Origin of the sequence: Gilliamella sp. W8128, from assembly GCF_016100545.1 — a bacterium.
In the GTDB taxonomy this organism is placed as follows: domain Bacteria; phylum Pseudomonadota; class Gammaproteobacteria; order Enterobacterales; family Orbaceae; genus Gilliamella; species Gilliamella apis.
In genome coordinates this window covers 249940-264113 of the sequence record NZ_JACFSE010000004.1, presented here as the reverse complement: position 1 = coordinate 264113, position 14174 = coordinate 249940, and the positions used below count along the sequence as shown (strand labels likewise).

The 14174-nt window shown below is 33.8% G+C and carries 14 protein-coding genes; 7 read left to right on the top strand and 7 right to left on the bottom strand.

From position 1 onward, the window contains the following. Position 1 precedes the first annotated feature (1 nt). The 3 genes from icd to murJ all read left to right on the top strand — a co-directional run bounded on the left by icd (position 2) and on the right by murJ (position 4314). Positions 2–1264 (top strand): NADP-dependent isocitrate dehydrogenase, encoded by a 1263-nt coding sequence (gene icd, locus H3U97_RS05825; RefSeq protein WP_198198490.1) that lies wholly within the window; start codon positions 2–4, stop codon positions 1262–1264. 17 nt (positions 1265–1281) lie between these two features. Further along, positions 1282–2637: a citrate synthase gene (locus H3U97_RS05820; RefSeq protein ID WP_198198489.1), complete on the top strand. Its 1356-nt coding sequence runs from the start codon at positions 1282–1284 to the stop codon at positions 2635–2637. Positions 2638–2775: 138 nt separating this feature from the next. After that, the gene (gene murJ, locus H3U97_RS05815; RefSeq protein WP_198198488.1) at positions 2776–4314 is read left to right on the top strand and encodes a murein biosynthesis integral membrane protein MurJ; all 1539 of its coding nucleotides are present in this window, start codon (positions 2776–2778) and stop codon (positions 4312–4314) included. 404 nt (positions 4315–4718) lie between these two features. Here murJ and H3U97_RS05810 read toward each other — a convergent pair whose 3' ends face one another. Beyond that, on the bottom strand, positions 4719–4862 hold the full coding sequence (locus tag H3U97_RS05810; RefSeq protein WP_165601659.1) for a hypothetical protein: 144 nt from the start codon (positions 4860–4862) through the stop codon (positions 4719–4721). A gap of 412 nt (positions 4863–5274) precedes the next feature. Here H3U97_RS05810 and H3U97_RS05805 point away from each other — a divergent pair, with 412 nt between their 5' ends. Further along, positions 5275–6213 (top strand): hypothetical protein, encoded by a 939-nt coding sequence (locus H3U97_RS05805; RefSeq protein ID WP_198198487.1) that lies wholly within the window; start codon positions 5275–5277, stop codon positions 6211–6213. Here H3U97_RS05805 and dusC read toward each other — a convergent pair. The 6 genes from dusC to H3U97_RS05775 form a co-directional block, all read right to left on the bottom strand. After that, positions 6210–7169 (bottom strand): tRNA dihydrouridine(16) synthase DusC, encoded by a 960-nt coding sequence (dusC, locus tag H3U97_RS05800; RefSeq protein ID WP_198198486.1) that lies wholly within the window; start codon positions 7167–7169, stop codon positions 6210–6212. The two genes, H3U97_RS05805 and dusC, sit on opposite strands and share 4 nt — an antisense overlap. Further along, entirely contained in the window at positions 7160–7939 is a 780-nt protein-coding gene (locus H3U97_RS05795) for a molybdopterin-synthase adenylyltransferase MoeB (protein WP_198198485.1), read from the bottom strand. Before H3U97_RS05795 ends, dusC begins: the two co-directional genes overlap by 10 nt. Positions 7940–8018: 79 nt before the next feature. Then, the gene (locus tag H3U97_RS05790; RefSeq protein ID WP_198198484.1) at positions 8019–9338 is read right to left on the bottom strand and encodes an amidohydrolase; all 1320 of its coding nucleotides are present in this window, start codon (positions 9336–9338) and stop codon (positions 8019–8021) included. Between the two features lie 21 nt (positions 9339–9359). Then, positions 9360–9809, bottom strand: a complete 450-nt coding sequence (locus H3U97_RS05785) for a hypothetical protein (RefSeq protein WP_065577773.1) — start codon at positions 9807–9809, stop codon at positions 9360–9362. Positions 9810–9819: 10 nt separating this feature from the next. Further along, positions 9820–10596 carry a DUF3100 domain-containing protein gene (locus H3U97_RS05780; RefSeq protein WP_065650838.1) on the bottom strand — a complete coding sequence of 259 codons (777 nt, stop codon included), beginning with the start codon at positions 10594–10596 and terminating at the stop codon, positions 9820–9822. A gap of 45 nt (positions 10597–10641) precedes the next feature. Beyond that, on the bottom strand, positions 10642–11187 hold the full coding sequence (locus H3U97_RS05775) for a cysteine hydrolase family protein (protein WP_198198483.1): 546 nt from the start codon (positions 11185–11187) through the stop codon (positions 10642–10644). Between the two features lie 285 nt (positions 11188–11472). Here H3U97_RS05775 and aspS point away from each other — a divergent pair, with 285 nt between their 5' ends. From aspS to H3U97_RS05760, 3 genes are read left to right on the top strand one after another with little or no spacing between them, the layout of a single operon-like run. Continuing rightward, positions 11473–13230 carry an aspartate--tRNA ligase gene (gene aspS / locus H3U97_RS05770; protein ID WP_198198482.1) on the top strand — a complete coding sequence of 586 codons (1758 nt, stop codon included), beginning with the start codon at positions 11473–11475 and terminating at the stop codon, positions 13228–13230. A gap of 10 nt (positions 13231–13240) precedes the next feature. After that, the gene (gene nudB, locus H3U97_RS05765; RefSeq protein ID WP_065614346.1) at positions 13241–13708 is read left to right on the top strand and encodes a dihydroneopterin triphosphate diphosphatase; all 468 of its coding nucleotides are present in this window, start codon (positions 13241–13243) and stop codon (positions 13706–13708) included. Further along, positions 13705–14121: a hypothetical protein gene (locus H3U97_RS05760; protein ID WP_065650835.1), complete on the top strand. Its 417-nt coding sequence runs from the start codon at positions 13705–13707 to the stop codon at positions 14119–14121. Before nudB ends, H3U97_RS05760 begins: the two co-directional genes overlap by 4 nt. The last annotated feature ends 53 nt before the right edge of the window (positions 14122–14174 follow it).

The following is a 14174-nucleotide window of genomic DNA, read 5'->3' as shown; positions in this document are numbered from 1 at the left end:
TATGAATCAGCAAGTTTCAATTGAAAATGGAAAATTAGTCGTTCCAAATCATCCAACGATTCCTTTTATTGAAGGCGATGGCGTTGGTAAAGAGATTTGGCATGCTGCTCAAACTATTTTTGATAAAGCAGTTGAAAAGGCTTACCAAGGCAAACGTAGTGTTCTATGGAAAGAGGTACTTGCTGGTGAAAAGTCGTTTAATGCAAATGGATCATGGTTACCGCAAGAGACCATGGATGCCTTCAAACATTATCTTATCGGTATCAAAGGACCATTAATGACACCAGTTGGCGGTGGGATCCGCTCACTCAATGTTGCTTTGCGTCAAGAGTTAGATCTTTATGTCTGTTTGCGCCCAGTGCGTTGGTTTAAAGGTGTTGAATCACCGTTAAAGCACCCAGAAAAAGTCAGTATGACCATTTTTCGTGAAAATACTGAAGACATTTATGCCGGTATTGAGTGGCAACAAGGTACAGCTGAAGCTGAAAAGTTTTATCATTTTTTAGCTGACCAGATGAAAGTGACCAAAGTCCGTTTTCCTAACACTTCGGCTTTCGGGGTTAAACCTGTTTCTATTGAGGGATCTGAGCGTTTAATCCGAGCCGCAATTAACTATGCATTACAACATAAATTACCATCGGTTACTTTAGTTCATAAAGGTAATATTATGAAATTCACAGAAGGTGGATTTAAGCAATGGGGCTATGAACTTGCGGAAAGAGAATTTACTGACGTAGTATTCACCATGAATCAATATGCTAAAATTCAAAAAGCCGAAGGTAAGGCAGCAGCTGAACAAGCATTACAAGCCGCGAAATCAGCCGGTAAATTGATTATAAAAGATGTGATTTGTGATGCATTTTTACAAAATACCTTGTTAAAACCCGAGGATTATTCGGTTGTTGCGACATTAAACCTTAATGGTGATTATGTTTCCGATCAGCTTGCCGCCATGGTAGGTGGGATTGGTATTGCACCGGGCGCTAATATTAACTATTTAACCGGACATGCTATATTCGAAGCGACCCATGGTACCGCTCCTGATATTGCCGGCCAAAATCAGGCCAATCCATCATCACTTTTATTATCTGGCGTGATGATGTTTGAATATTTAGGATGGCATGAAGTTGGGCAACTAATTACTAATGCAATGGAAAGCTTATTTCAATCAGGCAAAGCAACTGCAGATTTAGCGCGCTTTATGCAAAATGGGCAACCATTATCAACAACCCAATTTACTCAAGCCGTTATCGATAATTTATAATTCAAAGGGGATGGTTAATGAAAGAAAAGTTTTTAGTTTATAAATTATCGGAAACCATTAAAAATACCAGTAAAATTGAATCTCAGCTATTCGAACAATTTAATGTAAAACGTGGATTACGTAATGCTGACCATACCGGTGTTTTAGTTGGGTTAACCAAAATTGGTGATGTATTAGGTTATGAACGCTTAGATGATGGCTCACTAAAACCAATTGCAGGTAAATTATTATATCGTGGTATTGATATTGAAGAGCTTGTACATAATGCTCAAAAAGAACAACGTACAGGTTTTGAAGAGACCATTTATTTACTCTTATCTGGTTCTTTGCCCGATAAAGAAGAATTACGTGATTTTTCACGTTTACTTTGTGAATCCATGGCATTAGAAAAGCAAACCAAGATTGCAATTATGGAGCTTGAAGGGCACGATGTAATGAACATTTTGGCTAGAACTGTTCTAGAAATGTATACTTATGATTCACTGCCAGATGATACTTCTCGTGATAATTTAATGCGTCAATCCATAGATCTGATTGCTAAATTTCCAGCTATTATTGCGTATGCTTATAATATGTTAAGCCATAGCGCTAAAGGAAAATCCTTACATATCCGCCATCCTCATGAGGATTATTCAATTGCGGAAAATTTTCTTTATATGATGAAAGGCTCAGGAGGATATACAGAGTTAGATGTAAGAGTACTTGATTTAGCCATGATAATTCATGCTGAACATGGTGGCGGGAATAACTCAACTTTTACTGTTCGAGTAACGAGCTCAACGGGTACTGATACTTACTCATCAATTGCCGCTGGGATTGGTTCATTGAAAGGCCCATTACATGGCGGAGCAAATTTACAAGTCGGAAAAATGCTTAAACATCTTGCTGATGAGATTAAAAATTGGACTGATGTGAATGAAATTGATGCTTATTTACAACGTATTTTAAATAAAGAGGTCTTTGATCAAAAAGGGCTAATTTATGGTATTGGTCATGCTGTTTATACGGTATCAGATCCACGGGCAATGTTACTAAAAGAGATGGCATATAAACTCGCTCAAGAAAAAGGCCGAGAAAAAGAGTATAACTTTTTAAATTTACTAGAAGAACGAGCTATTCATGCGGTGGTGAATCGTAAAAATGCCCGAACCAAAAAACAAGTTTGTGCCAATGTTGATTTTTACTCTGGGTTTGTTTACGACATGATTGGTTTACCTAAAGAAGTTTATACTCCTTTATTTGCTATGTCGCGAATTGTTGGTTGGTGTGCTCATCGCATTGAAGAACTCAATTTTGATGATCGTCGAATTATCCGTCCGGCCTATAAAAATATTGGCCAACTTATGTCATTTACTCCTTTAAAAGATCGTTAGTTTATTTACCGTCAGTATTTCCTGACGGTAGCTGCTAAAAATATTGCTTATTAAAAAATCGTGGTGATTTAGAACAATAGTTTGTAGACTATGCCTAATTAATCGTTTTTGGCTATGTACTTTGTACATAAATTATATATGAATCTTTTAAAATCTTTAGCTACAGTTAGCTCGATGACAATGGTTTCACGTGTTTTAGGATTTGTACGTGATGCTATTATTGCCCGCTTTTTTGGTGCGGGAATGGCAACGGATGCCTTTTTTGTTGCATTCAAATTACCAAATTTGCTTCGCCGTATTTTTGCCGAAGGTGCGTTTTCACAGGCGTTTGTACCGATTTTAGCTGAATATAAAAATCAACAAGGCATTGAGGCTTCACGTACTTTTGTAGCCTATGTTGCGGGGCTATTAACGCTAGTATTGGCTATTGTTACCTTAATTGGTGTTATAACTGCACCTTTTATTATAATGTTAACTGCCCCCGGATTTATGCAAGATTCAACTGAAAAGTTTGAGCTTGCTACTGTGATGTTGAGAATAACATTTCCCTATATCTTTTTTATTTCACTCGCATCATTAGTTGGTGCCATACTTAATACCTGGAATCGTTTTTCTGTTCCTGCGTTTGTGCCAACTTTACTTAATTTAAGTATGATAGTTGGTACATTATTTTTAACACCTTATTTTAATCCTCCGGTACTTGCACTCGCTGTTTCGGTAGTTATTGGTGGTGTTTTACAACTGCTTTATCAGCTACCATATTTAAAAAAGATTGGTATGTTAGTTTTACCGCGAATTAGCTTCAAAGATAGTGGTGTTTGGCGAGTGTTAAAACAGATGGGGCCAGCTATTTTAGGTGTATCAGTTGGACAAATATCACTGATTATAAATACGATTTTTGCCTCATTCCTAATTTCAGGTTCTGTTTCATGGATGTATTATGCTGACCGACTTATGGAGTTTCCTGCCGGTGTGCTCGGTGTGGCTCTAGGTACTATTTTATTGCCATCTTTAGCTAAAAGTTTTGCCAAAGGTGACCAAAAACAATATTCAGAGCTATTAGATTGGGGGCTTCGTCTCTGCTTTTTATTAGCTTTGCCAAGTACCGTAGCATTAGGTGTTATTTCAAAACCATTAATATCAACTCTTTTCGAGTATGGGCAATTTACTTTGAATGATACGTTAATGACTCAACGTGCATTAATTGCGTATTCAATTGGTTTACTCGGGCTGATTTTAATTAAAGTATTGGCTCCTGCGTTTTATTCCAGACAAGATATTAAAACACCCGTTAAAATAGCTATTGTCACTTTGATATTAACTCAGTTAATGAATTTGGCATTTATTGGGCCATTACAACATGCAGGACTTTCATTATCAATTGGGCTGGCAGCATGTTTTAATGCTGGGCTGTTATTTTGGCAACTTCGCAAAAAGAAACTCTATCAACCTCAACCGGGCTGGTACCGATTTTTAATCAAGGTAATTATTGCTGTTATATTGATGTCTTTTACTTTGTGGTTTGGTGCACAGTTATTACCCGATTGGTCAACTGGCTCAATGTTAGCCAGAGTCGGACGGTTATTACTGTTGGTTATTATCGGTATTTTTATCTATTTTGGAACACTGGCTTTAATGGGTTTTAAAATAAAGCATTTTATTAAACGGATTGAATAAATATAGATAACAAGGAAGTAAGATGGAGAAAGCATCTTTTTTTAAATTGTCGATGATAGGTAGTACAATTTATTTGTTTCTGAGTTTTTTATTGATTATCTTTTATTGCTCTTGTCTACCAGATACAGGTTTTTCACAAGAATTATTTTGGGATTATCTTAACTCCGTTAGCTTATTAGATTCGTTTTTTTTATATCAATTTTTTGAAGTGTTATGGCTTTTTGGAGTATTAACATTATTTCTTCATTTTAATAATATTTATCTTGTTAACTTACATAATGTCCTTTTATTAATGCTATTAATATTAATGTATTCAGGCATCACTTTTTGTATATGGTGTTTTATTGACACTTATATTGATCAGCTATCTTCTTTATCACAGCGTATATTATGTTATTCTGTATTCATTTTTCTTCATTATATTTTTTATTCTTTACTTCTGTATTATTTGATTGAACTATCAAAAAAATTTTTTTTAAAACATCGGCAAGCTTTTCGTTTAACGCCCCAAAATAGTAGTTTAATTCATGCGATACTTTTTTTAGCATTTATTTGTCCAATTTTTTTTAGTGGATTTGAAATAATTGAAGTTTTTTACGATCTATCTGTTAATCCTAATTTAAAATTTACTTTTGTTCTTTTTATACTATTTTGTATGCGTGTTAGTAAAAAAAATTTCATGATTTCTTTTGATGAAATTCAATATGCAAGGTTATTTAAAAGTGTATTCGTATCCAGTGTCTTGTTGTTACTTAATGTTTTAATTTTTTTACTTCTAAGAGGAAAGTCTAGAAGTTTTTATTTTGATTATTCCTCGTTAATCTTAGATTATAATAAACTGTTTTTTTTAGTTGTATTTTTTCTTTTATTAACTTATCTAATTTTCAATAAAGTGACTAAATATTATTTTTTAAAATTTGATAATAAAAAATAATCAATGGAATGGAGTATAATATACATATGGAAAAGAGTTTTTTTAAACTACCGTTGATAGGTTGTTTAATCTATTTTTTGTTAAACATATTATTGAATATATTTTCTTTATATTTGCACGCAGATGAACTTTTCTTAGGTAATTTTACTTGGTATGTATTTTTTAATGTACCTTTTTCATCTTTATTACAGTTTTTTTTTGCACACTATTTTATAGATTCCTTATTAGTTTTTGGCCTTTTAACTCTATTCTTTCATTCTGCCCATGTTTATGTTGTTAATAAAGTTAATATTATTTTGTTGATTATTATAATGTTGATTTATTGTATTGTTGCCTATTTCATAACAATTAATACGAACGTTTATTTAAAAATAGAATCGCCTTTGTTTCTAATATTTTTTAATATAGCATTTGCTATTATCCGTTATGTACTTGATGCTTTACTTTTATGTTATTTGATTGTTTTTTGTAAAGGTTATTTTATTAAAAGCCAAAATCAGTTTATTTTAACGAAAAAAGACTCCCCAAATATTCACTTCGTTCTTTTTTCTATTTTTAGTTGCTTTATATTGATTAAATCTTTTATCTTTCTAAATCGAGCCTTTTTAAATGTATTTAATGGTTCTATTTATAATTATTTAACGGCTATTTATTTGGTTGCGATATTATGTGGTTTGGTATTAAGCAAACAATCTTTTCATGTTTTCTTTGATAAAATTCAATATGAAAAACTTTTTAAAAGTGTATCAATATCAAGTGGTTTAATTTTCTTCTTTATTTTTATTGCCTTTACTATCATTGATAATAATCCATCAAAATACTATATTGATTCATTTATATCTGTTTTTAACAATATTAATAAATTACTTTTAGTGATATTGCTTATTTCATTGATTTGTCTAACTATTAATAAAACAACTAAATATTATTTTGGTAAGGCAGTATTTAGAAAGAGTCAAAATTAGTTAGATTCATTATCTAATTTGGTTTTCAAAAAATTACAGATTTCATTTTGTGATTTTAGTTGCCTGATTTCAGGTAATAATATTGATGCTTGTGGGTAATATTGTCTTAAATAAGCTAACCACTGCTTTATCCTAGCCGAATGGTAAAGTGGTTTAGCATCTTCGATGGATGTCATTGCATAACGAAGCAGTAATTGTATAACTTTATGCCAATTTAATGGTGAATGATTAAAGCGAATTGTATTGGCTAAATTAGGAATATTAAGTATTCCTCGTCCTAGCATAATGTCATTTGTATGACTTTGTGTTATGCAATTTTTAGCATCTTCAGCAGAAAATATTTCGCCATTAGCAATAACCGGAATGGTTAATTTTTGTTTAATTTTACCAATGGTTGGCCAATCAATTTTCTCGGCTTTATATCCATCTATTTTGGTTCGTCCATGAATAACAATTTCATTAGCACCAGCTTGTTCAATTGCTTCAGCTATTTCGTAACAGTGAGATTTATCATCCCAACCTAATCGAATTTTAACCGATAAAGTTGAGGCAGAGCCAATTGCTGTCCTAACTTGAGTTACAATATTAAATATTTGCTCAGGATATTGTAATAGATAAGCACCACCATGGCTGCCAACAACGGTTTTAGCTGGACAACCAAAATTGATATCTATGCCACAAGAACCAAGTTTAAGCGCTTTAATGGCATTTTCTGCCATCCATTCAGGAGATTGTCCTAATAGTTGAACTCGGACTGGCGTTCCTGATAAGGTTTTTCCTTCATTATAGAGTTCTGGACATAGTCGATAAAAAGTTCGGTTTGATAATTTATGCTGGGTTACTCTTACAAATTCAGTTACACAATAATCAAATTGATTAATTTCAGTTAATATCTGCCGCACATGATAATCAAGAACCCCTTCCATTGGTGCTAAAATGATGCGATTTATTTGCATTTTAGCTCCTGTTTAGCATGTTGGTTTCCACAGACAATACAATTAGTTTGTTTAGTAAATATGACTTGGTTAAATTCCATCGTCATAGTATCAATCATTAGAACTCGACCAATTAAAGGTTTTCCATAATGGGTAAGTACTTTGATTGCCTCTAGAGCTTGCATTGAACCGAACATACCAACTAATGGTGCCATTACACCCGCTTCAATACAAGTCAGCTGGTTTTGCCCAAATAATTGACTTAAGCATTGATAGCATGGTTGATTATCTTGATAATTGAATACAGTGAGTAAACCTTCCATGCGGATTGCCGCACCAGAAATTAATGGTTTCTTTTCGAGAAAACAACAGCGATTAATTTGTTCACGGCTGGTTAAATTATCGGTGCAATCAATAACGATATTATGTTGTTTGATTAGGGAAATTAGCTCATTATCACTCAGTTTCTGATTAATTGTTTCAATAATCATATCGGCATTAATATTACATAATGCTTGTTTTGCGACTTCAACCTTATACTGATTTATTGATTGTTGAGTATATAAAATTTGTCTATTTAAATTCGACGCTGATATTGTATCAAAATCAATCAATGTTAGTTTACCGATGCCTGATGCTGCTATATAGACGGCAGCAGCACAACCTAACCCGCCTAACCCGATAATTAAGGCTGTACTATTTTTTAAAATTTGCTGCTTGTCGATATCAAATCCATGCAAAGTGATTTGTCGGTCGTAGCGTAGCAATTCTTGATCAGAAAGCGTTAACATATGAAGTGATAGTTATTGTTGATAATGATTTGTATAGTATAACAAAAACTTGGCACATGATTGTGCCAAGTTTTTAACTTTATTTATCAAAACCAGATAGGAATGTTAAATATTCTTCTTTTGTCATAAGTGGTTGGTAATTTGCCATTAGCGTTTCTGCCGATTTCGCATCATCATAAAGTAAATCAATAATGGTACATGCCATCATTTGTGCAGGGCGAATATAAGCCATATCTTCATCAAATACAGTGTAATCTTTGCCATGTAACACGCCTCTAACCGAACCAATCCAAGGATGACTTACTGGCATAATATGCGATAGATCACCTGTGTCGGTACTTCCTGTCATATGAGGTGCAATTGAAACGTTTTCTTCACCAATTAAATTTTCAGCATTTTGTTTTAGAAAATCATTCAGTGTTGGATTATTATTTAACGGCAGATAACCTGGAAGATCTTTAATTTCGCAAGTAGCACCAACAGCCATTGCTCCTGCCTTTAGTGCTTGATTAATTCTTTCATTCGCGTCAATCATGGCTGGTACATTACCTGCTCGCACATAACTTTCCATTCTTACATCGCTTGGTACAACATTTACTAAATCACCACCTTGGGTAATAATTGGATGGAATCGAATGTAATCTTTTTCTTGAAATGTTTCACGGATAGCATGGACACCCATCATTCCCATCATAGCTGCATTTAACGCATTTACACCAGCGTGAGGTGCCGCTGCGGCATGGGATGCTTCACCTTTATATTTAATTAGTTTACCAATAAAGCCATTGCTTGTTGTTGAGATTTCAATAAAACCATCTTGACGTTCATTTGGTACACTGGTTAAATGGATTTGCAATGCCATATCAACATCATCAAAATCACCGCGAGCAATCAATTCTGGTTTGCCACCAATGTATTTGATTTTACCTTCTTCAATTAATCGATTGCGATAGGTTATTTCAACATATTCTTCTGCTGGGACAGCAAATGGTACTACATCACCAGCTAAAAATTGCATGGCACCTGAGTCAATTAGTCCCATAGTGACAGCTATCATATTAGCGATTTGCGCATTATGTCCACAGCAGTGAGCCGCACCTGATGTTTCATCAGCAGCAGGATGGTCGGCACAGATGATCGCATCAAGCTCACCAATAACCGCTACACTATATTTGCTACCTTTACCACCTTTAAGACGACCTTTCACACCGGTTAAGGCTAATTTATTTTTAAAAGGAACACCCAATTTCTCAAAAGCATCTTCTACTTTTTTAGCGGTTTTGTGTTCTTTGTAGCCAAGCTCAGGTTCTGACCAAATTGCCTCGGCAATTGACTTGATATCTGCTTTTCGATTGGCAATTGCATCGCAAACTTTTTTCTTTAGTTCTTCTTTTGTCATAAATAAAATCCTTATCTAAATTTAGATAACGCCTTCCCAGTGTAGTGTGACTTGAGCAATTATAGCTGCAAAAATAAATGTACCAGAAAAAACAGCTAAAGATACAGGGATAATGCGCCAAGAGATATTTTTAAATAACGCAAGATCTTTACCGATAGCTAATCCTGCATAAGCAAGTATAGGCGTACAAACTGCAAGTAATGACACTTGATCAGTAATTGCAACAATTTCTTGATGGTATGGGAATATTGGTGCTGACATGATAGCTGCAACCACAGATACCCATAAAATTACCGGTAATTTATTAAATCCGGGTAACTTACTTATTAATAGCCCTACAATAGAGATAATAACTAGCATCGCTACTGCTTCAAGCGATGAAATCAAATCAATTTTATATCCCACAGTGTTACCAGCTGCCATAATAATGGCGACTAAAATAAATACAAAAATCGTCTCGAAAATCTTCATTATGACATCCTTATTTTTTGCGTCGAAAACGGTCTAAAGTGTTATACATAAAAGAAGCGAAAGGCAAAGAAAATAGTGTGTAAATATACATACCCACCATTCCCGACATTAAATTCGCTGTGGTAGCATAAGCATTAATGTTTTCTGATAAGTCAGGATATAAATCGCTTATTGGTGCAAGTGAGGCTGCCATCATACTTCCACTACCTACACCAGCTCCCATTGCTAGCGCATATGGGTGTAGAATGTTCAATTTTGCTATTAAGCTGGCAAGAATACTCATCCAAATCGCACCATAAAGAGTACCGCAGACATACATAGCCATAACACCTCGACCTTCGGGTGAATCTAAACCATATTTATCTGCAACTATGGCGATATTAGGTTCGCGAGCTACCGAATAAGTAGCCCCAACAGCTTCTCGTTTCATACCTAAGATCATTGCTAATGGTAGGCCCAGTAAAATGGTTCCGGCAAAATGACCTAATTCTTGAAAAATTAGGGCTAGTTTGGCATCTTCTAAAATCATATCAATTTTCGGGCCTACAGCTACACCAAGTTTTGCCACAAGTAGAATTAATGTAACCATCATCACAAGACTTGCATTTTGCATATTTTTATTGGTTAATATTTTTAGTTTTGGGAAGCTAATAATGCCACCAAAAATCATTGCATATAGCATTGGATAAACAGCAATAATCCATATAGTTTGTCTGCCGATAAGCTCACAAATAATTACTACTAAAAAGGCAATTAAATGCAATTTATAGTCTCGTAAAACTTCCATTCTTGCTCCTTCTTCATTTTTTTATCTATTTTTACACTGCACTTCTTATACTATTGTTGCTCCTAAGGTATTTTGAAAGTGTTTTAAAGCCCATTGATGGCCAATAGGATCAAAGCTTGCAACAGCATTTTGATGAATAACTAATTTATAACCTAAGTTATAGGCATCTACAGCCGTATGTAAAATACAAATATCAGTACAAACGCCAATCAGATGGATTTCAGTGATATGTCTTTCGCGTAAACGGAGGTCAAGATCCGTACCACAAAATGCTGAGTAGTGACGTTTATTGATCCAGTAGATATTGTCTGAATATCGGTGTTGTTGGTAAAGTTGCTGTAATTTACCAAATAATTGTTGGCCAACAGTCCCAACAAGATTGTGAGGGGGAAATAGCGAATTTTCCGGATGGTATTTATCTAAGGGATTATGAGCATCAATAGCAAAAACGATAAACTCATTATTTTTAATAAATAATTGAGTTATGTTTATCATTTCTGATTCAATTTGTTGACCTACGGAACCGGTTGTTAAAGCTCCATTATCAGCAATGAAATCATTAGTATAATCAATTGAAATTAAAGCTTTCATATCCAATAAACAATATTTAAATAATCCTAAAGCTTATTAATAAATATCAGTTATGACAAGTTATTAAATTAATCATTTTTCAAATTTATTTATAAAAGATGTATTTTGATTAATTATCTTATTGAATTTAAATAAATTTACAAATGATTATATAAATTAAAATTATTATCATAAACTGAGTATAAATAAATTAAATAAGGATTATTTTTATAGATAGTCTTTATCCCCCGATAAATTGCTCTATAATAATTATCATTTTTGATAATTGTACACAGGATATATTTAATGAGAACAATTTATTGCGGACAATTAAACGCAAGTTATATTAATCAAGAAGTCACACTATGTGGATGGGTCAATAAACGCCGAGATTTAGGTGGAATGATTTTTATTGATATGCGTGATCGTGAAGGAATTGTGCAAGTTTTTTTTGATCCTGATTACCCACAAGCACACGAATTAGCTGGCGAATTACGTAATGAATTTTGTATTCAAATTAAAGGAAAAGTAAGGGCAAGACCTGAAGGTCAAGTTAATAAAGATATGGCAACTGGCGAAGTTGAAATTTTGGCTACTGAGCTGACTATTTTCAATCGTAGTGATGTCTTACCTCTTGATTTTAATCAAAACAATAGTGAAGAACAACGTTTAAAATATCGCTATATTGATTTGCGTCGACCAGAAATGTCTACCATTTTCAAAACTAGAGCCCAAATTACCGCATTTGTTCGTTCTTTCATGAATGAACATGGCTTTTTAGATATTGAAACACCAATGTTAACCAAAGCGACGCCGGAAGGTGCTCGTGATTATCTTGTACCAAGTCGTGTTCATAATGGTGAGTTTTATGCACTTCCTCAATCTCCACAACTGTTTAAACAGTTACTGATGATGTCTGGTTTTGATCGTTATTATCAAATTGTTAAATGTTTTCGTGACGAAGATCTTCGTGCTGATCGTCAGCCAGAATTTACACAGATAGATGTTGAAACTTCATTTATGACAGCCGAACAAGTGCGTGAAATCATGGAAAAAATGATACGCGAACTTTGGCTGCATGTTAAAAATGTTGATTTAGGTAAATTCCCAATTATGACTTTTAGCGAGGCAATGCGTCGTTACGGTAGTGATAAGCCAGATTTACGTAATCCACTGGAAATTATTGATGTGGCTGATTTAGTAAAAGATATTGATTTTAAAGTATTTTCAACACCAGCGAATGATCCAAAAGGTCGAGTTGCGCTACTTTGCGTACCAAATGGTGCACAATTGACACGCAAACAATTAGATGATTATACGCAATTTATCTCGGTATATGGCGCTAAAGGTATGGCGTGGATCAAAGTTAATGAACGTAACAAAGGTTTAGCAGGTGTACAAAGCCCAGTAGCTAAATTCTTTAATGAATCTCAAATGGAAGCTTTATTGAATCGTGCTGATGCGAAAGATGGTGATATTTTACTATTTGGTGCTGATAGCTATAAAGTTGTTAGTGATGCATTAGGGGCTTTACGTTTGAAAGTTGGTAAGGATTTAGGCCTCACAGATGAAAACAAATGGGCGGTACTTTGGGTCGTTGATTTCCCTATGTTTGAAGAAACAGATGAAGGTTTAAGTGCTATGCATCATCCATTCACATCACCGAAGGATTTCACGCCAGAGCAATTAATTAATAATCCTGAAAATGCGGTAGCTAATGCATACGATATGGTTATTAATGGTTATGAAGTCGGTGGTGGTTCTGTACGTATTCATCGAAACGAAATGCAACAAGCTGTATTCTCAATTTTGGGTATTAATGAAGATGATCAGCGTGAAAAATTTGGCTTCTTACTTGATGCACTAAAATATGGTACACCACCGCATGCAGGTTTAGCCTTTGGCTTAGATAGATTAACTATGCTGTTAACTGGAACTGATAATATCCGTGATGTTATTGCTTTTCCAAAAACAACTGCAGCAACATGTTTGTTAACTGATGCACCTAGCCCAGCTAATCCAGCAGCGTTAAAGGAACTTGGTATTGAAGTGAGCCAAAAGTAACGGTATTTATATGCAAAAGTATAAGAACCCTGAGTCAGTTTTAGTTGTTATTTATTGTAAAAGCACTCAGCGAGTTCTTATGTTGCAACGTAAAGATGATCCTAATTTTTGGCAATCAGTTACAGGTAGTTTGGAAAAAAATGAATTGCCTAGGGATACGGCAATTCGTGAGGTTTTTGAAGAGACCGGTATAGATATTAATGGAAAAAATCTTAAATTAATTGATGCAAAACATGTGGTTGAATTTGAAATTTTCCCTCAGTTTAGATATCGGTATGCACCAGAAGTAAAGATAAATAAAGAGCATTGGTTTTATTTACCTCTTTGTGATGAGGTAACGCCAGTACTTACTGAACATTTATCTTATCAATGGTTAACTATAAATAGTGCAGCCAATCTTACTGTATCACCAAATAATGGTGAGGCTATTGGTAAAATTGGTTCAATTGAGAAAATTAATTTAAGAGATCAAAAATGAAATTTAATCAATATATCTTTTTGTTGTTTAGTTTATCCTTTCTAATATCAAACAGTTATGCTGAGATAAATATAAAAAGGTGCAAAGTTAATCAAGGTGACTACATCATTTTTGATGAGTATGATTCTCAAATCGCCGAAAAAATCATCGATTATAAATTACATAATCAACCCGAGAAACGAGAAAATAGTATTATTAAAATTTTCGCCAATGAAAATAGTGATGATCGTAATTATTGGTTAGCTTCGATTCAAACTGATAATAAAACTGAAGATTATTTATTTTATCAAGTAGATCAAAATAAATTTACTGAAATTGATCAGCAACAGTTTCAAATTTTATTACCTAAAATTGTTGGGTGTAATCAGATCAAAGAAGTTCCTATATATAGTGAAAATTTCGATGCAGATTAATTAATATTTATCAGCTTGTATTTGATTAATGTAATTTAGAGTTGAAAGGAGCA